The following is a 24071-nucleotide window of genomic DNA, read 5'->3' as shown; positions in this document are numbered from 1 at the left end:
GACATGACGGCACTGCCGCAAACCGAATGCCTTACACTAACAGCGAAACCAGGCCGCTTGGACATCATGTTCAATCGTCCCGAAACACGGAACGCGATCAACGCCGTGATGTCGCGCGAACTTAGTGAAACTCTTGACTGGCTTGAGCAGAACCCCTCGACAAGTCTTGTTACCCTTTTTGGTGCCGACGGCAATTTTTGTGCAGGCGGCGACATTAAAGAACGCCGTGAAACCACGATTGGACACGAAGGCGAGGAGGACCCGATCGAGGCACGTAACATGCGTGCAGGCGAAACGTTCCTCCGATTTTCGAAACTGCGCGCGACCACGGTCGCGCTTGTAGAGGGCGCGGCATTTGGCGGCGGTATGGGTTATGCTTGTTTGGCCGATATCACCATTCTCGTCCGGGGCGCGCGGCTGGGTATGCCGGAAACCCGGCTGGGTATCGCGCCTGCCCAGATTGCGCCATGGGTGGTGCGCCGCATTGGGTTGTCCCGCGCCTTGCAGCTGGCCTTGACTGGTCAGCGAATTGACGCACAGCAGGCATACGAATTGGGTGTCGGGCAATACATCTGTGATACTGACGATGCTCAGCACACACTGGAGCAGGTCTGCTCCGAGGTTCTCGCATGTGGGCCAGGTGCGCGCGCAGCAAGCAAGGAAATCATGATGCGGATGGCCAGTTCCGGTTCTCCGGAGGAAATGATCCGATTTGCCGCACGACAGTTTGCTGAACTGAATCGCACTGGTGAAGGCCGCGAAGGTCAAGCCGCGTTTGTAGAAAAACGCGCCCCTGATTGGAGCAAGTCATGAAAGAGGCGAAAAAGATCCGCCTTGGCGGTGCGTCGGGTTATTGGGGCGATACCCCCCAGGCTGCCCGGCAGCTCATCGAAAAGGGAAACATCGACTATTTGGTTTTCGACTACCTGGCCGAAGTGACGATGTCGATCCTGGTCCGCGCGCGCGCCAAGGCCCCCGATGCCGGGTATGCCCGGGATTTTGTAGATCTGGTAATGAAACCCCTTCTTCCGGATATTCAGAAACGCGGAATCAAGGTTATCGCCAACGCAGGTGGGGTGAATGTCGAGGCCTGCGCCAGCGCGCTGGCCAAGGTGGCCGAGGATGCAGGGCTCAACCTGCGCATCGCGACAGTGACCGGCGATGACTTGCTCGGGCGTGCACACGAGCTTCGCGGACAAGATGTGCGGGATATGACAAATGGCATCCCCATGCCTGACGAACTCGTCAGTGCCAACGCCTATCTGGGGGCCTTCCCGATCGCGGCGGCGCTTGACGCTGGCGCGGATATCGTCGTCACCGGGCGCTGCGTCGACAGCGCAACGACGCTTGGTCCGCTGATCCATGAATTCGGCTGGCAGCCGCAGGACTATGACCAATTAGCAGCAGGCACCTTGGCCGGCCACATCCTTGAGTGTGGCGCCCAGTCAACCGGCGGCAACTTTACTGATTGGCGAGATGTCGTTTCGGGGTGGTCAGACATGGGATATCCTATTGCCGAGTGCGACCCCTCAGGCGGGTTTGTCATCACAAAACCCGACGATACCGGCGGCTTGGTGTCACGCCTTACCGTATCCGAGCAGATCGTCTACGAGATTGGCGATCCCGGTGCGTATCTGATGCCGGACGTGACCTGTGATTTTCGGAACGCGCGCATTACCGAGTGCGGGCAAAATCGTGTGAGCATCGATGGGGTGAGAGGCTATCCGCCTCCTGAAAAGCTGAAGGTGTCAGCAACCTGGAAGGACGGTTATCGGGCATCTGCGGGAACGATCATCGCCGGTTTCGACGTCGTCGAAAAGGCCGAGGCCTACAGCCAGGCTCTGCTTGAACGCGTGAGCCGACTGATCGAGGAACGCGGACTTGAACCTTTCCGCAAAACTGCCGTCCATATCATTGGTGCTGAGACGCTTCTTGGCGCCAACGCCCGCCCCGAAGCCCGTGACAGCCGGGAGGTCATGGTACGTGTCGACGTGCGTCACGATCAGAGAGAAGCGCTCGAACTATTTTCGAAAGAGGTGACAGGTGTTGCCCTGTCCATGACCACCGGGCGGACCTCTGGCGGCGCCGGTGGCCGACCGAAAGTCGCGCCCGTCATCGCTCAGTTTGCGTTCTTGGTTGATCGTGACAAAACGAAGATCGAAGTACAGGTCAACGGTAGCAAGATCCCATTTACCTCCCAAACACCGTCTGAGTTTTTCGAACCGGCACAAATGCGCGATTTGCAGATTCCGCTGCCAGCAGAAGGAGAAGCGAACGATTTGGTGGAAGTACCTCTTATTGAACTCGCGGTAGCGCGCAGCGGTGACAAGGGCGACAACGCCAATGTCGGTGTGATCGCCCGCTATGAGGCGCTGCTGCCCTGGCTGAAACAGGAGCTGACAGTCGAACGTATCAATCGCTGGTTCGCTCATGTGCAGCGCGGTAAGGCTGTTCGCTACGAATTGTCGGGTTTGCTGGCTCTCAACTTTGTCTTGATAAATGCGCTTGACGGTGGCGGCACCTCGTCGCTTTTCCTTGATCCACAGGGCAAGAGCTACGCGCAGCAACTTCTGGCGATGCCTGTCAAGATCCCGGCATCCCTCTTGGAACACGCGCGCAGGGGAGGAGAACAATGAGTGCGTCGCTCGAAGCGTTCCTTAATCCGAAGTCAGTGGCGATCATCGGTGCGTCGAATGTGCCAGCGCGTATTGGTGGACGTCCCATCAACAACCTGATCGGTTCCGGGTTCAAAGGAAATATCTACCCGATCAACCCGAAGTATTCCGAAGTTCAGGGATTGCCCGCTTTTTCAAGCATCGCCGACGTGCCGGAGGTCGTTGACTGCGCCATCGTCGCGGTTCCCGTGGCCCACCTGCTCAAGACGATCCGCGAATGTGCCGACATCGGCGTGCGTTCAGTGGTGGTTTTTACCTCCGGTCTGGCGGAAAGCGGCGCAGAGGGGGCTGAAATTCAGGAAGAGCTGACTGCAATCGCGCGCGACTCCGGCATGCGCATAGTTGGCCCCAATTGCCTCGGAGTCGCCGTGCCGGCCAACGACTGGTACGGCACCTTTGCCAATTATCCAGCGACGGGTTTGATGAAGTCGGGCAGCCTCGGCATTATCAGTCAATCTGGCGCCTACGGCTCGCACCTATACATGATGGCCCAGAAACGCGGTTTAGGCGTGCGCTATTGGGTAACGACCGGCAATGAATGCGATGTCGATGTCGCAGAGGTCATCGAATACTACGCGGGGAAACCCGAGGTCAAAGTGATCATTTCCTACGCCGAAGGCGTGCAAGACATGTCGGCCATGAAGCGGGCACTGCGCGCGGCCCATGCGGCACGTAAGCCGGTTATCTTTATCAAGGTAGGTCAATCGAGCGTTGGCGCTGCCGCTGCGGCATCCCACACAGCGTCGCTGGCCGGAAGCGATGCACTGTATAATGCATTGTTCACGCAATATGGCGTCTACCGGGCGCTGACCACCGAAGAGATGCTGGATGTGGCCTACGCCTGCCAGTTCGGCACGTTTCCAAAAAGCCGGAGGATCTGCCTGCAGACTATTTCGGGCGGCGTTGGCGTGTTAATGGCCGATGCAGCCGAGGCGGCAGGGCTGGAAGTGCCGCCGTTGCCGGACGCAGTACAGAAGCGGATCTCAGACCTGATTGCGTTTGCGGGTACGCGCAACCCGGTCGATTTCACTGGCAAAGCACTGGCCGATCCCCGTTTGATCGAGGAAATCACCGACCTGGTCATCGAGACCGGCAGTTGCGACAGTTACCTGGTTTACATGGCCTCGGTTGCATCTTCGCCGCTCACTCGGGATGCGGTAGCGGAGATTTACCGACGGCTACGTGAAAAGCACAAGACCCAGAACCTGATACTAAGCATCATGGCAACAGCTGAAGACCAGGCACACTACGAAAATCTGGGTATTCCATGCTTTGAGGATCCATCGTTGGCTGTGCGGGCGATAGCGGCGCTCAGCTATTTCGGCGAGGCTTTCGAGCAGGTATTGCCCTCAGAAGATAGCGCGCGGCCACAGGATGCGCTCGACGTTCCGATGGGTCCGGTCGATGAATATCAGGCCAAGAAAGTGCTTCAGAGCTGGGGCATCCCAGTGACCGACGATCATCTGGTGCATACACGCGAGGAAGCTGCAGCAGCCTGGTCCACGATCGGGGATGCTGCGGTCATGAAGGTTGTCGCCGCAAGCATCCTGCACAAGACCGAAATAGGAGGGGTGTTGCTGAACATTGCTTCCGCAGAAGCAGCGGCGGATGCTTTTGACACGCTTATCGAACGCGCTCGGGCGGCACATCCCGAAGTGGATGAGGTTGCAGTGTTGGTTGGCCCGATGGTCAGCGGAGGTGTTGAAACTGTCCTGGGTGTCATCAACGACCCCTTGTTTGGGCCGGCGGTTATGTTCGGAATGGGTGGCGTATTCGTTGAGGTGCTGCAGGATGTTACGTTCCGCCTGGCCCCTTTTGATGAAGTTGAAGGGCGTCGGATGATCGAAGAGATACGGGGGCGTGCCATACTTGATGGCGTACGCGGTGCTGCGGGCTCGGATATCGATGCCTTGGCCCGTGCGCTTTCGCGTCTTTCGATCTTTGCAGCCGAGAACGCCGACCGAATTGAATCCGTGGACGTTAATCCGTTTCTTCTATTGCCGGACGGTGCTGTGGCGCTGGACGCTTTGATCGCTACGAAGGTTTAGACGGGACCTGCAAACGCAAATTTATGATCATCTGAAAACAAGACAGGACAAAAGAACAGACAATTGCATGGCAACAGGAGGATAAAACCATGTACAAGGCACTTTCAGCATTCGCAACAAGTGTGGTGGCGCTTAGTAGCGCGGCAAACGCCGAGCAACTTACGTATGGCACGTACTTCAAGAATTCCCACAACATCCTCACAGATGCAGTCCAGCCCTATTTCGACCGCATATCTGAAATGACTGACAATGAGCTTACCTTCAGATTGCTGACAGACGCGACGGTCGTGGGGGCAAGTACAACAGCCAAGGGCATCCAGCAGGGTTTGGTCAGTATGGGTACCATCATCCCGGTTTATACGTCGTCGACGTTTCCCATGACGTCCTTGTTCAGCAACCTGCCGACCTTGGAAACAGATTCCCTGATCGAGTCCGGAACGATCAACGAATTGTTCTTCCTGAATTGTGCAGAATGTCAGCCCGAATGGGGCGCAGCCAACATCAAGCCATTGGCGATGTACGGTAGCTCTCCATATTACCTTCAATGTGTTGAAGATGTGACGAGCCTGGACGATCTCAAAGGTAAGCGGATACAGGGCACCGGCGAATTCGGTGCACTGGCGGCTAAACTCGGCGGTTTGCCGATGGGTCTGACCGCAACCGAGCTCTATACCGGCATGAGCCAGGGTACATTGGACTGCGTTCTGGGCTCGGCTGCCTGGCTGGATACCTATGGCCTCAAAGACGTGGTCAATTACGTAGTCGAGTTGCCAGTTGGCGTGTTCCGTCCGGTTAACCACATGAATATGAACGCCAAAAAGTGGAACGGCCTGAGTGACGAAGAAAAGAATGCCTTCACTTCCGGGGTTGAGAAGCTCATAACTGATGCAGCCTTCGGCTATGCTGACGAAGACCAAAGCGCGCGTGACAACGGTGCCGCCGCCGGTATCAAATTCATTAAACCTTTCGACGATTTTATTGCCGCTTTCGATCAAGTCGGTAAGGAGGGCGGCGAGCGCTTTGTTGAACTCGCAAAGGGCAAGGGCATGAAAGACCCCGAACAATTGCTGGCTCGTTATCTGGAGCTTGGGCAAGAATGGCGCGAGATTGTGGCGAACATTTCATCTCCGGAGGAATATGAACAGGCACTGCATGATCGTATCTTCAGTAAGGTCGACTGGTCTGCCCAATAGGAAAGCACAGGTGTAGGTATGCGACAATTCGCCCTTCAGCTTAATCGAGTATTCTTGATCATAAGCGGCATCGTTCTGGTCATCATGACGTTACAGATCGGACTGGTGGCGCTTATGCGAGGACTGTTCAATATTGCTTTTGACGGCAATGTCGAAATCGCCAAGTACTACTACATGGTGGTGCTGTCGGCCCTTCCGCTCGGCGCTGTTCAGGCGGCAAGGGAGCATGTGTTCGTTGAAGTCTTTACTCAATGGATGAGTGCCAGCGCCAGGGCGGTCATAGACTGGCTGGCTCTGGCATTCACAACGATCTATTCTGCGGTTTTGGCTTGGGGCTGCACACTTGCAGCCATGGACGCCTTTGAGACGCGCGAATTCTATCGGCTCTTTCGTTTTGACTTGATTATCTGGCCATCGCGCTGGGTTCTGGCCTTGGGGCTATTCGGTTTTCTTGTAACGGCCTGCAACATGCTCATCTCTCGACGGAAAAAGTTGTGACCAGTTCTATGGGCGACAGCACCGGCGGCCTTGAATTCGGTCGCGGGGTCCTCCGCGAAAGCGAACTGAAATCACGGATTCGAGATTCTTATGAATTGCACCGGTTCTCTGCTGGGTCGGCACTGTTCGTAACGATGTGTGCAATCGTCCTGAAGTTGACCTTACGTTCACGGAGTGAATAAATGAACGCAGAACTATACGGCTTTCTCAGCCTGCCCATTCTCGTCGTTTTGTTGGCATTTCGAATTCCCATCGCAGTTGCGTTGGGTTCTGTGGCCATGGTCGGGTTGTACCTGATACTGGGTTTCGAACCAATGATCGGAGCCTCCGGAAGCCTCACTTTCGATTTCGTCGCAAGCTGGGAATTATCAGCTATTCCGCTGTTCATTTTCATGGGTGCAATCAGCGCCCATAGCGGGCTGGTCGCGAGCCTGTATCAAGTCGCGCAGGTTTGGCTGGCCCGTGTTCCCGGCGGACTTGCTGTGGCAACGAATTTCTCGGCGGCAGGTTTCGCCGCCGCGTCCGGCTCTTCTTTGGCAACCACTGCCGCGATGGGCGAACTTGCATTCCCGGAAATGCAAAAAGCCCGCTACCAGCCGTCGCTCTCTACCGCTGTCATAGCGTCATCAGGAACTTTGGGTTCGCTCATTCCGCCAAGCATTCTTCTGGTTATCTATGGGCTCATCGCCGAGGTCTCCATCGGGGATCTACTGCTGGCTGGAATTATCCCGGGGGTGCTAACCGCCATGGTTTATGCGACAATGATCATCGTCCGTTGTACTTTCAATCCGGACCTGGCACCTCGGGATACGGAAGCAGTCAGGGTCCCGCTTGTTGAGCGACTCCTTATGCTAAGGAGCATCTGGCCCTTGCCGGTACTGGTATTGGCAGTTGTCGGCACGATTTATTCCGGTTTCGCAACCGCAACGGAAGCTGCAGCGGTCGGCAGCCTCGCGGCCTTCTTGATCGCCCTGGGGATGAGGCGTCTAAACTGGGACGTCTTTCTCGGAAGCATAAAAGATACCCTGCACATGACCAGTATGATATTTTTTATCGTACTTGGCGCAGCGCTCTATTCGAAATTCTTGGCAATCACCGGCACCCCGGAAGTAATCGCGCAAACTGCCGCATTTGGAAGAGACAATCCGTATCTTCTTTTCCTTGTGATGGCTGCGGTTTTTCTCTTCCTCGGAATGTTCGTCGATTCCTTGGGGATGATGCTACTGACCCTACCGATCTTTATTCCCTTGGTGCAGGAAACCGGGTTCAGTCTTATCTGGTTTGGGGTCTTCGTCGTCAAGTGGGTCGAGATCGGGCTCATTACGCCGCCGGTTGGGATGAATGCTTTCGTTGTCAAAGGGGTCGTCGGAGACGAGGTGTCTATCGGCACAATCTTCAAGGGTCTAACGTGGTTCGTGGCTGTGGAATTTCTGATCGTAGCAGTCCTTACGCTATATCCAGAAATTGTTACCTTTCTCCCGGATCTGGCAAACTCCGGCCAGTAACTTTGATCCTGGCTCGGCAAGAGAAAGCGCCGTGGCTTACGAACAAAAACTTTAAGAGAGCGTGCCGGCAGGTGCGGTCTTTTAAAGTTTGGCGACATTGAAGCACGAGCGTGGAACTTTGTCCCAGAACCCTAACGCCAAAGTTTTCAGTTAAAGTCGGGGTGGTGAATGCAGCCTATGCAAACGAGCGCCGGAAGGTCAGATCCCCTGCATTGCAGCGATGTCTTGGCGCAATTCTTCTGGGTTGCCTAGCAAGTTGCGATTGAATGCAGCACGTTTATACCAATAGTGAAGCCCTTGCAGATCAGTATAGCCCATCCCGCCATGCACTTCGATTGCCGTTCTGGAAATGAACCGACCGGCCTCGTCCGCCAGTGCCTTGGCAAGCAATGAATTTAATGGCGACCGGGCCGCATCTTTGTCGAACACATATCCCGCGTACCAGACCAACGAGATCGCCGGATAGAGCTGTGCTGCCATTTCAGCGCACATGTGCTTGATCGCCTGAAAAGAACCGATGGGACGGCCAAATTGGACCCGGTCGGCGGCATATTCGACCGAAGCGTCGAGCAGGAACTCACACGCCCCGATGGTTTGTGCCGCGAGGGCAATGCGGCCAGCCTCGGTCACGCGGTCTACAGAAACTCCGCTGAGAGGTGTCGCAGGCACAGTGTCCAACGCCAGATGGCCTAGGCTTTGCAGGGGGTCAAATGGCCGTTCCAGGGTCAGGTACACGCCACTGGCGTGTGCCTCAACCAGATAAAACACGCCACCGGTTTCTAAAAGAAAGTGTGTCGCCCCGCCCGCGTCAAAAACAAAGCGCGCGTGTCCGCTGATCCGGCCACTATCGACCTGCAACATATCTGCCCCAAGAGCCACCCCGACCCGCATCTCTCCCGCGGCGATCTGTGTGAGCCAGGTTTTATGCTGCTCTACCTCTGCGCTGGCGGTTATCGCCAGAGGGGCCATGACACAGGTAGCGGCAAAGGGGACCGGTGCGGCTGCGCGGCCCAGTTCCTGGCCAACCACCACCGCCTCCAGCATGCCCAGTCCCGCACCGCCATAGGTGTCATCGATCAGCAGTCCAGGCAGCCCCATTTCAGTCAGCTGTTGCCATAGACCTTGATCCGTCGGAGATTTCCCGGCCTGACCCAATGCGGCCTGCGTGCGGATCACGTCGAGTGTTACGTCCCGGGTCAACTGGCCACGGAACGCTTCGGCGATCATAGTTTGTTCTTCCGATAGCGTGAAATCCATCGTCCTGTCCCTTAGTTCCGCCGTGCCTCGCGCGGCATACCCAGCCCGCGTTTCGCGATTATGTTCTTTTGGATCTGTGCTGTGCCTCCGCCGATGATCAGGCCGAGGTCGTACATCGACAACTGATGCCAGATCTCATCGCTGGCCAGTTCGGCATCTGGGTTGTATGCGGCACTTTCAGGTCCCCGCAGGTCCATCGCCAAAATGTCCAGCTGGTGGTTCAACTCACAGCCGAGCAGCTTGCATACCAATGCGCCTGTCCCTGCGGGTTGGTTTTCTGCTGCCATACTTACCAAGCGCATCTCGTGTAGCCGCAACCCTTCTACCCGAGCCTGAAGACCGGCATACCGGTCGCGCAGAACCTCAATCGGCATTGCCAAGGAACCTGCGGCCTTTTGCCTTGCAATGAGATCTCTCAGGCGCGAGAGCCGCCAGGCCAGCCCATGGGCCGCGCCAAGCATCCCGCGCTCATGCTTTAGGGTTGAATTTGCGACGACCCAGCCTTGGCCACGATCACCGACGAGCGCGGTTTTGGGCACGCGAACGTCGGTTAGAAAAACCTCGTTAAACGACGGATGGCCGGTCATGGTCTGTAGCGGGCGTATCTCAATGCCGGGCAGATCCACGGGAAAGATCATATAGCTGATACCAGCGTGGCGTGGCGCATCGGCTTCAGTTCGGACAAGGCAGAACATCATCTGCGCGATATGAGCCGACGAGGTCCAGATTTTCTGACCGTTGATGACAAAATCATCACCGTCCTCTACCGCAGCGGTTTTCAGACTTGTCAGATCCGAACCGGCATCCGGTTCGGAATAGCCCTGACACCAAAAGACCTCTCCAAGAATTGTCTTTTCGATCCAAGCGGATTTCTGCGCTTCGGTGCCGTGTTCCAATATCGTCGGCACCAACATCGAAATGCCCTGGCTGTTCAGTCCTTGAGGTAGGTCGGCGGCAAAGAACTCCTCAGAGATGATAGCGGTTTTGAGAATGTCTTCTTCGGCGCCAAATCCGCCATATTCCGCAGGAACCGTACGGCAGGCGTAACCATGTTCAACCAGCAATTTCTGCCAGCGCAACGTGTCGCGCTCGTAGGGTCGTGGTCTGAGCCGGTAGGATTGTGCAGCCGTCTTTGGAGCAAGGTGGCGGTTTTGTTCGATAAAGACACGAACCTGTACCCGAAACGCCCTGTGTTCCTCTCCATCAGTAAGATCCACTGTTATTGCCCGATTTTAATTCGCATGCTAAGTAAATTACAAAAAACGTGAAAAGGATGCAAGCTGCTTGAGTAGGATGTGTGAATGCTGCTGCCTAAACTTGGAACGCCTGGCCAAAACTAAGAACGCTGCGCAATGGGTCTCTCTTGGCGTTTCGTTCGGATGCGCCAACAACTCTGGCGGCAAAGTTACGGCGATAAATGCCGGAATGCACCTGTCTGATGCCAGCCTTGGTTTTGCGCCAGCAACGGCTCTTGTCGGCGCGCAGGCCGAGTTTTCTGATCGAGACCTTCGGGTGATGTCGTTCTGCGTACCGCCCCTTCCAAAGGATAGCTGAGTTGTTATGACGACCTCTTTAAAACCTCTCTTGAACCCACAGTCCGTTGCGATCATCGGGGCCTCTTCGGCCCCCGAACGCATTGGCGGACGTCCCCTGCATTACATGCTGAAGCACGGGTTCAAAGGTGCCATTTATCCTGTAAATCCGCGCCGCGACCGGGTTCAAGGCTTGCCCGCTTACCCAACCATCGCCGATGTGCCAGAGAAAGTGGATTGTGCCATCATTGCGGTCCCGGCCAAAGATGTGGTGGATACCATGCGGGCCTGCGTGTCTGCGGGAGTAAAGTCAGCGGTGTTGTTCAGTTCCGGGTTTGCCGAGGCAGGCCATGACGGCGCGACCGCTCAGGCCGAGGTGGCTTCCATTGCGCGCGAAGGCAGGTTGCGCCTGCTTGGGCCAAACTGCCTCGGGGTCATCAACAGCGACCACAACTGGTTTGGCACCTTCGCCAACGGCCCTGCCGAGAGCCGTCCGGCAACAGGCGGAAGCGTGGGCATCGTCAGCCAGAGCGGTGCCTATGGCAGCCATATCTACATCTCCGCCCAGGCCCGCCGGATCGGGGTGCGTTATTGGGTCACCACAGGCAACGAAGCTGATATCGACGTCGCCGAGATGATCGACTTCTATGCGCATGACCCAGAGGTCCGCGTGATCATGGCCTATGTCGAGGGCGTCAAAGACGGGCCGCGCATGCGCCGCGCTCTGGCAGATGCACGATCAGCACGCAAACCGGTCATCATCATGAAGGTCGGCGGCTCCGCTATCGGCGCGAAGGCTGCGGCGACACACACGGCCTCAGTGGTCGGGCGTGACAGCATCTATGACGCCGTGTTCCGCCAGTACGGCGCCTATCGCGCACAGACCACCCAGGAAATGGTCGACGTGGCATATGCCTGCCAGTTCGGCCGGTACCCAAAGGGGCGGCGCACCTGCTTGCAGAGCATCTCTGGTGGGGCAGGTGTGCAGATGGCCGATGTGGCCGAAGACACCGGACTTCGGGTACCACCACTGCCGGACAGCTTGCAGGCCAAGATCAAAGCTTTGATCCCACAGGCGAGCCCGTTGAACCCCGTCGACTTTACCGCAAATGCCGTCAACGACCCTGAAATCATGCCGCGCAACCTGGATTATACTCTGTCCAGCGACCTGTTCGACGGACATGTTGTTTATCTGACCTCGGTGCCTGGGTCCCCCTTTACGCGTGTCTCGTGCCTTGATGCCTTTCGCCGGATCCGCGAGGCTCATCCCGACGCGGTGATTGTGATGAGCATGCTGGTTGCCGACGAAGTTATCGCAGACTACGAGGCATTGGGGTTGCCCTGTTTCAGCGATCCGGCTGTGGCAGTTCGGGTGATGGCCACTCTCGCGGATTTTCAGGAACATTTCGAACGCCCGGCGGCCAACGCTGATTTGGCGGCAGCCGGGGAAGAGATGCCCGATGCGCCCAAAGACATTATATCTGAATATGGCGCCAAACGGATTCTTGCCGCTTGTGGCCTAACGATCCCTCAAGAACTGTTTGTGAGTTACGGATCAGCGGCCCGCGACGCGGCCGGGCGGTTTCCGAGGCCTGTGGCGCTAAAGATTGCCTCTCCAGACATCCCACACAAGACCGAAATGGGCGGCGTGTTGCTGAACGTTGAGGGCGTTGATGCGATTTCGGACGGGGTCGATACGCTGCTGGCCCGGGCACGCACGGCGGTACCCGACGCACGCATAGAAGGCGTTCTGATCTCTGAGATGGCCCCGGCGGGCGTCGAAGTGATCGTTGGAATGACCCATGACAAGCTCTTTGGCCCTGTTGTGATGGTTGGATTGGGTGGGGTGTTTGTCGAAGTGCTGAAAGATGTGAGCTTTCGCTTGGCACCTGTTGGGCTTGCCGAAGCGCATCGCATGATTTCGGAGTTGCGCGGCGCGCCCATACTGAATGGCGCGCGCGGAGCGGCACCCGTCAATCGAGAGGCCCTTGCACTGGCCATTTCGCGCCTTTCGGTCTTTGCTGACAAGAACGCGGGGCTCATTGAGAGCATCGACATCAACCCATTGATCGTATCGCCGACAGATGCGATAGCGGTTGATGGCTTGATTGTGCCGTCAACTTCACCCGCGATCGCTTCAGTGGCACATAAAGAGGATGAGCAAGATTAACGGTGTTGATAAACTATTGTCGGAGACTGACCGCAGCATCGGGCTTTTGTTTCACGACATTGCGCGTCTACGTACCAAGATTTACGACAATGCAATTCGGGATACGGGCCTGACCCACGCACAGGTCTTCGTCATCAATCATCTGCTGCGCAGGAACGGGATGAACCAGGCCGAGCTGGCCGATCATCTAGGTATGAGCGCGGTCGGTGTCAGCGGTATTATTGATCGCATGGAGGCCCGCGGTTGGATCGAACGCAAGCCTGATCTCGCAGACAAACGGGCCAAACAAGTTTGGCTGACTGATCGGATCGATGAACATCTGAAGATTGTTTTTTCCGAAATCAGCGCCTTGAACGACATGTCACTCAAAGGGCTGAGCGAAGCTGAGATCATAACACTTGTGGGCACACTGAAGAAAATCCGTCGCAATCTACTCGAAACCGAGGATGTGCGAAATGTGAATTGCGACGTTTGAGCAGGGTTAGTTCGGTGTTTTATGCTAGGCTTCCCAGCTTCTGGATTGACGTTTGCGAGTTCAAACCACAAGGACATTGCTTCGCTTGTTCCGTGACCGACGCGCAAAAATTCCCGCTAGCTTTTGAAAGAGGACCGGCACCGCAAGGGGTTCACCGGGATGCTAACTGCGCGACAGATGCGAATGGGGAAGTACATCCACGGCGAACACGCCCACCGTAAGCAGCTGCCGATAAAGAAAATTTCGGTCGAGAGCATTCTCTGGCCATGCGGCTCATACGTCGCCAAGCTATTCGAATATTAAGGTTTCCATGCGTTTTTGTGTAGCAGAAACGTTCGTGCGCTACGCCGCAAGGGTGCTGTATTCGAAAAAGGGGGCAGGATGGAAAGATGGGGCAACTGCGGCCTGGCTGAGGTCTGGCTGGGGATTGCAGTCTTTCTAATCGAAGTGCCGCATCCAGTTTGAAGTTCAACGGGGCCGGACATTTCGACAAATGGTCACTCCACGGACCATTCCATCGTCTTGACAGGCTCACGGAAGGCGAATTTTTCCAGATGCCGGTCGATCACATCGTGGACCGCGGACACTGCGGCGGCGTCCTGCACCTCGCAGATCAAGCGCAGGCCGGCGTCCGTGGCGGTCATGTGGGCTGTACCCATCTCGAACGCAGCCCAGCCTTTTTCGGCGTCGCAGGACACTTCGATTTTATGACCGAAGTGCTTGCACAGCTGTTGCATGTATTTTGAAGCATTTTCAGTCGCATAGTAGCCTTTTACCGTTGGCATCTCATATCCTTTCCATTTATGTCCGCAGCGCTGGACAAAGAATATATGGCTGCGTAAACAGACAGGAACAACCCATAGCAAAGCCAATCTTCCTGAGCCATGCGTCGATAAACAAGGACGTTCGACATGCTCAGAACAATCGTTTTGCTCCTCGCCCTGATGGCATCGCCTGTTCGGGCGCAGACGGTATCTGTCGATACCTTTACCGGCTCAGTAGACCTGCCGCCAAAGCCGGAGAGCATCGCGGTGTTCGACCTTGCGGCATTCGATACGCTGACCGCTCTGGGAGTGGCTGTCGACGGTGTGGTGCGTCCCGTTTACCTGCAATACCTTGAGGCTGCGGCAGAAGGCACGGTCCCTGTCGGGTCGCTCTTCGAGCCGGATTTCGAAGCGGTTTTTGCCCTCGATCCTGATCTGATCATTGCGGGAGGGCGTTCTTCGGGGCAGGTGGCGGACCTTACGCGGATTGCACCAACCATCGACATGACAATCTGGGAGAATACCGTGGGCGATGGTCTGGCACGGCTGCGCAGCTACGGCGTGCTGTTTGGCAAGCAGGCGGAGGCGACACAGCTTGCATCCACGTTCGAGAGCAGGCTGGCAGAGGCACGCGAAGCCGTAGCGAGACAGGGGGACGCCCTTATCGTGATGACCAACGGTCCCAAGGTCAGTGCCTTTGGCACGGGCGGGCGCTTCGGCTGGCTGCACGATGCGCTGGACCTGCCCGAAGCTGTCGAAAGTGTAGGACACAACACTCACGGCGAAGCGATCAGCTTTGAATTCATCCGCGAGGTGGATCCCGACATCCTGCTGGTGATCGACCGGCTGGCCGCGGTGGGACAGGACGGCGACAGCGCGCGTGCAACGCTGGACAACGCTCTGGTGCATGAAACGAAGGCATGGAAAACCGGACGCGTGATCTATCTCAGCCCTGCGCCGATCTATATTTCAAGCGGCGGCATCCAGTCTATGACCCTCACGCTGGACGAGATTTTAGCGGGCATGAAGGACCGTTAGGTGATCTGTCTCGCTCTTGTCCTGACGCTGGTTTTGCTATGCATCACCTCGCTGTTTGTGGGGGTGGCGGATCTGTCTCCTGCGGCAATTTTATCTGATCCCGCCGCGCTGGACCTGATATGGACCAGCCGCGGCCCGCGCACGGTAGCCGTTGTCATCACCGGCGGCGCGCTTGCGGTGAGCGGTACAATCATGCAGATGATCGTCCGGAACAGGTTTGTGGAGCCTATGACGGCAGGCACAGGCCAGGGTGCGGCGCTGGGTATCTTGCTGGTTACACTGTTTACGCCGTCACTGCCCATTTTGATGAAGATGGCGCTGGCTACAACCGTGGCGCTCGCGACCAGCACCGTCTTTTTGTTTATTGTCAACAGGTTGCCGCCGACGCAGCCGATGCTGGTGCCGTTGGTCGGGCTGATCTACGGCGGTATCATCGGCGCCGGTGTCTTGTTCGTCGCGTATCAGGCGGATCTATTGCAATATATTGATATCTGGATGAACGGCGAATTCTCGGGCGTATTGCAAGGCCGGTATGAGCTTTTGTGGATCGCGGCAGGGGTGGCCGCGCTGAGCTATCTGGCGGCGGACCAGTTTGCGATAATCGGCATGGGCCGCACGGCGAGTGTCAATCTTGGCCTCAATTATACCCAAGTTGTGGTCGTCGGCCTGTTGTCGATCTCTGTCGTCACCGCCTTGACAGTTGTGACCGTCGGAATGATCCCTTTTGTCGGGTTGGTGGTGCCCAATATCGTATCGCGGTTAAGTGGCGACAACCTGCGTGCCACATTGCCGATGACGGCCGTCAGCGGCGCCGCGTTGGTACTTGCCAGCGATATTGTGGGTCGCTTGATCCGCTACCCTTTCGAGATTGCAGTCGGCTCCGTCTTTGGCGTTCTGGGTGCCGCGGTGTTCTTGTGGCTGCTCTATGCCCCCCGTCGCCATGCATAGAGGACGGCTCATCGTGCTTGCGGTGCTGCTCATGGCGTGCATGGCGGGATACCTTACGCTGGGCGCGCGGGGGAATTGGGACTTTGTGCTTCCGTTTCGGGGCAACAAGCTCGTGGCGCTGGTGATCGTTGCTGTGGCGATCTCGACCGCAACGGTGCTGTTCCAGACAATCACACACAACCGGATTCTGACACCTGCGATAATGGGGTTTGACGCGCTTTATGTCCTGATCCTGACGGTCCAGATCTATGCGCTGGGGGCGCAGGAGTATGTGCGGCTATCACAGTCGGGGCAATTCATTGCCAACGTGGTGTTGATGCTTATCGCGGCTCTTGCGCTTTTCGGCACACTCCTGAGCAAAACGCGCAATGATCTGATGCGGATGGTCCTGACGGGGATTATTATTGCAGTGCTGTTGCGCGCCGTCACCGGTTTTTTGCAACGGGTGATAGATCCCAGTGAGTATGCGGTGGTGCAGGTTGCGTCCTTCGCGCGGTTCGCGCGGATCGAAGTAGAGCTGTTGGCTGTTGCAGCCGTCATGACCTGTAGCGCGCTGGCGGTCACATGGCGTATGCGCCACCGTCTGGATGTGTTGGCCCTGGGGGAGACGGCGGCGATCAATCTGGGCGAGACCCCCAAGCGAAGTATGTTCCAGATTCTGGTTGTGATAGCGGTTCTGGTTTCGGTCTCGACCGCTCTCGTCGGACCGATGGGATTTCTGGGGCTGCTGGTCGTCAGCCTTGCGCATCTGGTCACGCCCACGGCATCGCACGCCACGCTGCTGTTGTCCGCCGCGCTTATTTCGGCGCTGACGCTGGTGGGCGGGCAGTTCGTGCTGGAGCGTGTGCTGGGCATGTCTACGCCGCTGATTGTTGTGATCGACGTGATCGGTGGGGTCGTCTTCCTGATCCTTCTATTGAAAAGGAAATACCGATGATTGAAATCTCGGGCGTTAGTTACCGCATTGGCGGGGCCAGGATTCTGGACGGGATAAATCTGACGCTGCCCAAGGGCGGCATATCGGCACTGATCGGGCCGAACGGGGCTGGCAAATCCACATTGCTGTCGCTAATTGCGCGACTGATGCCACACCAGACGGGTACAATCACGGTCGATAATCTGGTGGTGGGCGCCTGTCCGAACAACACGTTTGCGCGAAAGCTGGCGATCCTGCCGCAGGCCAGTGATGCAGCCCCGCTGTTGAGCGTGCGCGAGCTGGTCGGTTTCGGACGCTACCCCTATCACAAAGGCAGACCCTCGGCGGAAGATCACGCCAAGGTGGAACGGGCGCTGGCCACCTTTGGACTGACGGATCTGGCGGCGCGGCGGCTGGATACGTTGTCGGGCGGGCAACGGCAAAGGGCGCAGGTGGCGATGACCTATGCGCAGGACACCGATTACATCCTTCTGGACGAGCCGCTTAACAATCTGGATATCGCCGCGTCACGCTCGCTCATGCGCGTTCTGCGGGATCTGGCGGCTTCGCAGGGGCGCACGATCGTTATCGTCCTGCACGATATCAACTATGCAGCAGCCTACGCCGACCTGATCGTCGCCATGAAAGGTGGACGGATCGTGGCCACGGGCACCCCTGATGACATCGTGACCGAAGCTGTTGTGAGAGAAGTGTTCGAGACCGATCCAAAGATCCACAGGATCGACGGGAAAGTTATCATCGAAGTGTAGGTACCGCCCCAAGAGCAGGGGCGGTACCGGCGCGGCCTAGAACCTGATCGACGCTGTCAGACTGATGGTGCGGCCCGGCTCGGTCAGCGGGACCACGTTGGAAAGGCCCAGACCGTCAGAGCTGCGGCTGGCGTATGCCGCATCAAACACGTTGTGCAGGTCCATGCGCACGCTCAGGTTCTCCATCCGCTGCGGTTTGTATTCTGTGTAGAAGTTGACGACTTCGAAGCCATCGAGCGTTACCTCGGTGTCGTCGTTTTTCAACGCGATCTGCGCGGTCCCGCCAACACGCCATTCCGGCGTCACGTCATAACCCGCTTCCAGACCAAGGATGTGGCCCACGGGGCGGCCCAGATAGTAGGCCGTGGTCTCGGCTGTGGTGTCATTGGTCTTCACATCCGCATAGGTATAGTTCAGTGTTGCGAACCCCTTGGCGGCGGTGTAGGTGACCGAGCCGTCAAACCCGCGCGAGGTTAGATCATCAGTGAACCCACGCGCACCGGATGTGGGCAAAACAGCGTTGATGTCTTTGATCTCGGTGTCAAACAGCGCGCCTTTGGCCGACCATGGCCCGTTGTCGTAACGCAGGCCCAGGCGCACCGCATTGGCACGCGACGTCGCAAACCCGTCATAGTTCCAGACCGTGCGGAAGTTGACCAGGGCGGCTTCACCCAATTCATAGCCGCCCCAACTGGATGCGGCCCCCGCGTTGAGTGTCCATTGGTTGTTCAGCACAAAGTCGATCGAGCCGTTGACGCTGGCGCCGCTTTCGTCGAATTCGGAGCCGTCCGCGCCATCGAATGACGCCCAATCATAGCGCGCGCCGTAGGAGACGGATACGCGGCGGGACAGATCTTGCCGTGCCTGTGCGAACACACCGATATTGCTCAGATCCTCGCGCCCGCTTGAGGTGCGGGGACTGGCCGTGTTTGCAAACCCTTCCGCACTTTCGTCGAAGAAATCGAGGCCGACGTTGACGCTGCCATTGCGCAACTTGAATTCATTACTGAACACACCGCTGAAGCTCTTATTCACGCCGTAGAGCGTGCCCACATCCATCGCCTGCTCGTTATAGCTCAGCTGTGCATAGGGTGCGAAGATGCCTGCCGGGTTTTCCTCTTGATAGGTCAGTGTGTAGGACTTGCGCTGTGACAGCGCGCTGTAAAGTTCAGTGTCACGCCCGATCACAGCTGCAAAGTCGGGACGGATGAAGCCGCCTTGCGAAGCGCGCAGGCCGTTATCGGTGGTCTCGGAGGCCGAGAAGCTGAGACGCTTGCCCGATTTCGAGGTATAGGAAAATTTTGCGATGTAATCTGTCAGGTCTGCCTGAGTCCCTGTAATAGTGTCGCCTGATCCATCGTCATAGTCATCTCCTGTCGCGCGCGTGCCGCTTAGCAGGTAATCAAAGCCTTCAGCCTGACCGAATACGGTCAACGTGTTGCGGAAACCCTGACCGTTACTGCCATAGGAAAGGGTGTAGATACCGCCAAACGGATCGCCTGCCGCTAACAGATCGCGGGCATCCTTTGTGGTATAGGCAATGGAACCCGCCAGTGCGTTTGGCCCTTGATCGGCGGGCGCCAAGCCGGCGCTGACTTCAACAGATTTCAACAGGGCAGGGTCCAGCAGGACATTGCCGGTGTGATGAAACGCCGACTTGTTCTGACGCGCGCCGTCGATGGTGACAGACAGAAGGCTTTCCTCGATTCCGTTCACAAACACCTTTTGCGCAATGGGCGCACCGCCGCTGGCGGTGATCGCGGACTCGCCTGCAAACACGCCGGAAACAGTCGCCGGATTGCGTTCTTCGATTTCGGTTTCGGTAATTTGGTCATTACCAAGAACGGCTTGCGCGCTCGTGGATTCAATGCGGATGGTGCCCAGATCAACACCAGCATTTTCTTGCGCGTATGCAATCGTAGCTGCGGAGCACATGAGGCATGAAAGCGCGACGCGCGAGGCGGTTGTGTGTGTCATTATTTCGTCCCTTCCAGAAATTGGTGGCTGGCTGGGACTCATGAAACCGCTTGCTTGCTTGGCGTATTAACTGAGTGAAATTATCGGAAATGTACAGATGCCGAATTCAAACCAGATTGCTCAGTTCCAATTGTGACCCGATGGACACGAAAAACGCGACCGTCCGGATGGGAGAGCCGCGTTATTTTCGGTGGTACCCGAGAGCCGGATCAGAACTTCAGCGATGCGGAAATCTTGAAAGAGCGGCCCACCTCCTTCAGGCTTTCAACGGTCGCAAAGTCTTGTCCGTAGGTTGCGCGGCTAGAGTAATCCGTATCGAATAGGTTATTGATCTCTGCGCGCAGGGTCCAATTTTCATTCTGTCTGGGCTGCCACTGCACAAACGCATTCACAACCTCGTAGGAGGGCAGGGTGGGGCCGGCACCACCAGTGTCAAAGTCGTAGGTGTCGGTTTCAGACAGAACCAGTTGTGCGTCCGCGCCGACGATCAGGTTGTATCGCGGCATGCGGTGGGCGACCTCTAGTGTGATCACTTCGCCCAGCGGTGTCGTCAGGTAGTTGCCGGTGTAGGAATCCGCCGCGCGCCCGTTCACATCAGAGTCGATATTCGCATAGCCGATCCGCGCAAAACCGTTCTCCCATGCGTAGCCAAGGCCCAGCTCGAAACCGCGTGCCTCCAGGTTGGCGGTCAGGTCGGAGCCACCGCCATAACTCGGTGCGCGCGCGTTATCTATGTCGGTTCGAAAGATCTTGCCGGAAAGGTCCCATGCGCCCAGTTCTGCATTGGCCGCGGCAAACAGGTTGCGCGACGTGACTGCCTCGATCCCGTCTGCCGGATAGGTCCATGCAGGGTTGATGATGAAGTTTTCGGCCAGAAACGTACCGCCCCAGACGCTGGAATACCCGGCACTCAACGTGAGCTGTTCATTGACGTCGAACTCGCCCGAGACGTTACCGGACAGGCCCTCGTCGGAATGAGTGATGTCATCGACGCCGGTGAACCTTTGATAATCCGCGCGCACGCCGTAGGAGACGCGCGTCCGCGGGTTCAACTCCAGCCGGGCCTGCGCATAGATGCCGATGTTGCGAGACTCTTCCTCGCCGCTCTCGTCAAATGTGCTGTCGGCCAGATAGAGATAGTCCAGCGATGCGTTGTCGGAATAGAAATCGATACCTGCGGTGACGCCGCCTCGGGCCAGCGCAAAGCGGTTTTCAACTTTCCCGTTAAAGCTGGTGGTGGTGCCGTTGATGTATTGATCATCATCGTCGATGACCAGATCGGTCTCGCTGTACGCCAGCTTGATCGTCGGATCCCACCAGCCTGTCGGCGCCACTTTTGTGTAGGTAAAGACAAAGTTCTGGCGTGTCAGGTCATAATTGCGTGTCAGCGGCACAGGGCGGCCACCGAAAATTTGCCCGATGTTCGCGCGGTAGGGGCGGGCATCATCGTCGTTGACATGCTCTGCCGAAAATTCGAACCGGTCGCCGCCTTGCGTCTCATAGGCGATCTTGCCCAGACCGGACAGCATGTCGGTTCCCGAGCCGATGATGGCATCACCCGCGCCATCCTCGCGAAAATTCCCGTCTGCGGTTTTCAGGTAGCCAAGATATTCAAACCCGCCCTTGCGCCCGTAGACCGAGCCGCTTTCGGTAAAGATATCACCGTTGCTGTCATATTCCGATTTGAGAAAGCCGCCAAAGCCCAGACCATCGTCCAGCAGATCATCGACATCACGCGTCTCAAAGGCGATCGAGCCAGCAAGCGCCCCCGCGCCTGCGTCCGCCGGCGCGACACCTGGATCCACTCGTACGGCCTTGAGCAGGGACGGATCAATCAGTGTCGTCGCGTTGTGATGGAAAATCTTGTTGTTCTGCCGCGCGCCATCAATAGTGACGGATAGGTTGGTCTCCTCAACCCCGTTAACATAGAGCTTTTGCGACGCAGGGATCGAGCTGCCCACTGATACAGTCGGCTCGCTTTTGAAGAGGTCATCAATATCTGCCGGGTTCTGTCGGGCAATGTCCTCTCCCGTTACTTCGACCGAGTTGTCGTTATCTGCGCCTGCCTCCAGCACAATGGTGTTCAGCTGGAACGGTTCAGTGGATTGCGAAAGCGATGTGGTCGCCCACAGCGTAGCGGTGGCGGTCAATAAGATACGAGATGGGGACATGGTGCAGCGATCCTGAATTTTCTGGAAATTCGGTGGCTACGATCGGAATCATTGGCTGCCTGTCAGGAGGGGTTCAAATCATAGTTTACTAAAATGATCAAGAGTTCCGGGGCGCGTTTGATCTCACGCGCGGCTGCGCATGCCTCGGGGTCCGGCGTGGCGTGTCTTTTTTCCGGCCAGGGGGGCGGGTGATCGGATCGACCGCGACCCGGCAGATGCGGTCGTGGGTCAACCCGGCAGATACCCATTAAGCGAAACTGGACCCTGCCGCCCGGGTGGCAAAAGCGATTGGCCGGCGTCTCAGAAGCCGCTTACCCTGGGCAGCCAGGTCGAAAGCGATGGCACAAAAGTGATCAGCAGCAGCGCGGCAGCCAGCGCGATGAAGAAGGGAGGCATCTCCCTGATCAGTGTCGAGGGCTTGAGATTGACCGTCGACGAGACCACGAAGATTAGGCTGCCTACCGGCGGCGTGGTCAGGCCCAGCGTCAGATTGACGATCACAACGATGGCAAAGTGGTTGGGGTCGATTCCCATCGCGAGGCTGATCGGAGCCAGGATCGGCACCAGGATCATTACGCCCGGCAGGGGATCCATGAACAAGCCGAAGACGAGCAGCAACAGGTTGACCGCCAGCAGGAAGACGATCGGCGAGAGTTCCCAGCCGATGATGGTATCGGCAAGGAGTTGCGGGATGCCCTCGATAATCAGGACCCAGGCAAAGGCACGGGCCGCGCCGAGGATCAGCAGCACCGCCGCCGAGGTCAGCGCGGCACGCAGGATGATGTCGGGCAGATCGCGCAGCCGCAGTGAGCGATAAACGAACATCCCCACCACCAGCGCGTAGAACACGGCGATGACGGAGGCTTCGGTCGGGGTGAAGATGCCGAAACGGATGCCTCCGACGATCAATACGATCAGGAGCAGCGCCGGCACCGCGTAGAAAGCGATACGCGCGATCTCGGCGACCGGCGGACGCGGTGCACCGGAGGTATAACCGCGCAGATGGCTGACGCGGGCATTGGCGAACAGAACCGCGAGGGTGATCACAACGCCGGGCAGGACACCTGCCATGAACAATGAGCCGACGGAAACCTCCTGATCCTGCATGGCGTAGATGATCATGGTGATCGAGGGCGGGATGATCGGCCCGACGACAGAACTGGCGATCGTGAGCGCGCCGGCATAGGGGCGGTCGTAGCCGCCCTTTTCCATCATCCGGATCATCATCGTTCCCGGCCCCGCCGCATCGGCCAGCGCGCTGCCGGAGATCCCGGCAAACATGGCCGAGCTGACCACGTTGGCATGGCCCAACCCGCCCCTGAGGTGGCCGACCAGCGATTGCGCCAGACGCAGCACCGCCAGGGTGATCGCGCCCCCGGTCATGATCTCGGCTGCAAGCACGAAAAACGGCACCGCAAGCAGCGGAAAGCTGTCGAGACCGGAGAACATCTCCTTGACCACGACGAGGTTCGGGTAGGTAGAGCCAAAGCTGAGCGCCGCAAAGACGGAGATTGCCATGGCAAAGGCCACCGGGACCCCAAGCGCCAGAAGCACGAAGAGCGCCGGGAACAGGATTTCAGCCATTGGCGCCCCCAGGCATCGCGGCGGTTTCGCCCGTGTCACCGTCGCGGCGCTTGTAGGTGCCGGCGGTGATGAACGGATGCGCGACCAAAAGCAGGTGCAGGATTAGCAGGCCGAACCCCACCGGCATCGCCGCGTAGACATAAAGGAACGGCAGCCGCAGCGCCGGGGTCACCTGGTACTGCATGCGCTGCGCGTACTGAATGCCGACATAGACCATAAAGCCGAAGAAGATCAGCAGCCCCAGCGCGATTGCCGCGCGCATGATCTTCTGACCTGCGTCGGGCAGCGCGTCCTGAAGATTGGTGATCGCCACGTGCCCGCCAATACGCAGGACCAGTCCGGCACCGCCGAAGGTCATCCAGATCATAAGGTAGCGGGCCGCCTCGTCCGCCCAGGGCAGCGAATGCCCGGTAAGGTAGCGCAGCGAGATATTCGCGCCGACGATCAGCGTCATGGCAGCCAACATCAGGATCAGCGCCCAGCCGTTCAGCACGACGAAGATGTGTTCCAGCCGTTTCACGACGCGACCTCGGATAGGAAGGCCGGCGCG

19 protein-coding genes are annotated in these 24071 nt (G+C 57.6%); 12 read left to right on the top strand and 7 right to left on the bottom strand.

Annotated features, from left to right (window positions below; all coding sequences use genetic code 11):
* The first annotated feature begins 3 nt into the window (after positions 1-3).
* The 6 genes from Q1A06_RS04940 to Q1A06_RS04915 all read left to right on the top strand — a co-directional run bounded on the left by Q1A06_RS04940 (position 4) and on the right by Q1A06_RS04915 (position 7919).
* Entirely contained in the window at positions 4-813 is an 810-nt protein-coding gene (locus tag Q1A06_RS04940; protein WP_299559426.1) for an enoyl-CoA hydratase/isomerase family protein, read from the top strand.
* Positions 810-2636 carry an acyclic terpene utilization AtuA family protein gene (locus Q1A06_RS04935; protein ID WP_299559423.1) on the top strand — a complete coding sequence of 609 codons (1827 nt, stop codon included), beginning with the start codon at positions 810-812 and terminating at the stop codon, positions 2634-2636. The genes Q1A06_RS04940 and Q1A06_RS04935 overlap by 4 nt, the downstream gene beginning before the upstream one ends.
* Positions 2633-4723, top strand: a complete 2091-nt coding sequence (locus Q1A06_RS04930) for an acetate--CoA ligase family protein (RefSeq protein ID WP_299559420.1) — start codon at positions 2633-2635, stop codon at positions 4721-4723. Before Q1A06_RS04935 ends, Q1A06_RS04930 begins: the two co-directional genes overlap by 4 nt.
* 89 nt (positions 4724-4812) lie before the next feature.
* Complete coding sequence (locus tag Q1A06_RS04925) at positions 4813-5916, top strand: hypothetical protein (protein WP_299559417.1); 1104 nt, start codon at positions 4813-4815, stop codon at positions 5914-5916.
* Between the two features lie 18 nt (positions 5917-5934).
* Positions 5935-6414 (top strand): TRAP transporter small permease subunit, encoded by a 480-nt coding sequence (locus Q1A06_RS04920; protein WP_299559414.1) that lies wholly within the window; start codon positions 5935-5937, stop codon positions 6412-6414.
* 182 nt (positions 6415-6596) lie between these two features.
* Positions 6597-7919 (top strand): TRAP transporter large permease subunit, encoded by a 1323-nt coding sequence (locus tag Q1A06_RS04915; RefSeq protein WP_299559411.1) that lies wholly within the window; start codon positions 6597-6599, stop codon positions 7917-7919.
* Positions 7920-8117: 198 nt separating this feature from the next.
* Here Q1A06_RS04915 and Q1A06_RS04910 read toward each other — a convergent pair whose 3' ends face one another.
* Both Q1A06_RS04910 and Q1A06_RS04905 read right to left on the bottom strand, forming a co-directional pair.
* On the bottom strand, positions 8118-9176 hold the full coding sequence (locus Q1A06_RS04910) for an acyl-CoA dehydrogenase family protein (RefSeq protein ID WP_299559409.1): 1059 nt from the start codon (positions 9174-9176) through the stop codon (positions 8118-8120).
* A gap of 11 nt (positions 9177-9187) precedes the next feature.
* Positions 9188-10393, bottom strand: coding sequence for an acyl-CoA dehydrogenase family protein (locus Q1A06_RS04905; protein ID WP_299559407.1), 1206 nt, complete (start codon positions 10391-10393; stop codon positions 9188-9190).
* A 343-nt stretch (positions 10394-10736) separates the two neighbouring features.
* On the opposite strand from Q1A06_RS04905, the gene Q1A06_RS04900 reads away from it, so the two are divergent.
* Complete coding sequence (locus tag Q1A06_RS04900) at positions 10737-12878, top strand: acetate--CoA ligase family protein (protein WP_299559404.1); 2142 nt, start codon at positions 10737-10739, stop codon at positions 12876-12878.
* Complete coding sequence (locus Q1A06_RS04895) at positions 12865-13353, top strand: MarR family winged helix-turn-helix transcriptional regulator (protein WP_299559401.1); 489 nt, start codon at positions 12865-12867, stop codon at positions 13351-13353. The genes Q1A06_RS04900 and Q1A06_RS04895 overlap by 14 nt, the downstream gene beginning before the upstream one ends.
* Before the next feature lie 497 nt (positions 13354-13850).
* On the opposite strand, the gene Q1A06_RS04890 is transcribed toward Q1A06_RS04895, so the two are convergent.
* Entirely contained in the window at positions 13851-14138 is a 288-nt protein-coding gene (locus Q1A06_RS04890; protein ID WP_299559398.1) for a DUF2218 domain-containing protein, read from the bottom strand.
* A 126-nt stretch (positions 14139-14264) separates the two neighbouring features.
* Between Q1A06_RS04890 and Q1A06_RS04885 the strand changes: the two genes are divergently transcribed.
* The 4 genes from Q1A06_RS04885 to Q1A06_RS04870 are packed head-to-tail and all read left to right on the top strand — an operon-like array spanning position 14265 to position 17789.
* Entirely contained in the window at positions 14265-15155 is an 891-nt protein-coding gene (locus tag Q1A06_RS04885; protein WP_299559396.1) for a siderophore ABC transporter substrate-binding protein, read from the top strand.
* On the top strand, positions 15156-16103 hold the full coding sequence (locus tag Q1A06_RS04880; RefSeq protein WP_299559393.1) for an iron chelate uptake ABC transporter family permease subunit: 948 nt from the start codon (positions 15156-15158) through the stop codon (positions 16101-16103).
* Positions 16096-17040, top strand: a complete 945-nt coding sequence (locus tag Q1A06_RS04875) for an iron chelate uptake ABC transporter family permease subunit (RefSeq protein WP_299559390.1) — start codon at positions 16096-16098, stop codon at positions 17038-17040. The genes Q1A06_RS04880 and Q1A06_RS04875 overlap by 8 nt, the downstream gene beginning before the upstream one ends.
* Positions 17037-17789 (top strand): ATP-binding cassette domain-containing protein, encoded by a 753-nt coding sequence (locus Q1A06_RS04870; RefSeq protein ID WP_299559387.1) that lies wholly within the window; start codon positions 17037-17039, stop codon positions 17787-17789. The genes Q1A06_RS04875 and Q1A06_RS04870 overlap by 4 nt, the downstream gene beginning before the upstream one ends.
* 36 nt (positions 17790-17825) lie before the next feature.
* On the opposite strand, the gene Q1A06_RS04865 is transcribed toward Q1A06_RS04870, so the two are convergent.
* From Q1A06_RS04865 to Q1A06_RS04850, 4 genes are all read right to left on the bottom strand, one after another.
* The gene (locus tag Q1A06_RS04865) at positions 17826-19766 is read right to left on the bottom strand and encodes a TonB-dependent receptor (protein ID WP_299559384.1); all 1941 of its coding nucleotides are present in this window, start codon (positions 19764-19766) and stop codon (positions 17826-17828) included.
* 209 nt (positions 19767-19975) lie between these two features.
* Positions 19976-21916: a TonB-dependent receptor gene (locus Q1A06_RS04860; protein ID WP_299559381.1), complete on the bottom strand. Its 1941-nt coding sequence runs from the start codon at positions 21914-21916 to the stop codon at positions 19976-19978.
* Positions 21917-22237: 321 nt separating this feature from the next.
* Positions 22238-23521 (bottom strand): TRAP transporter large permease, encoded by a 1284-nt coding sequence (locus Q1A06_RS04855; protein WP_299559378.1) that lies wholly within the window; start codon positions 23519-23521, stop codon positions 22238-22240.
* On the bottom strand, positions 23514-24041 hold the full coding sequence (locus Q1A06_RS04850; protein ID WP_299559375.1) for a TRAP transporter small permease: 528 nt from the start codon (positions 24039-24041) through the stop codon (positions 23514-23516). Before Q1A06_RS04850 ends, Q1A06_RS04855 begins: the two co-directional genes overlap by 8 nt.
* Between the last annotated feature and the right edge of the window lie 30 nt (positions 24042-24071).

Origin of the sequence: uncultured Sulfitobacter sp., assembly GCF_947497275.1 — a bacterium.
Taxonomy (GTDB): Bacteria; Pseudomonadota; Alphaproteobacteria; order Rhodobacterales; family Rhodobacteraceae; genus Sulfitobacter.
Note: the sequence above shows the minus strand (reverse complement) of the source record. Positions and strands in the feature narration are given on the sequence as shown.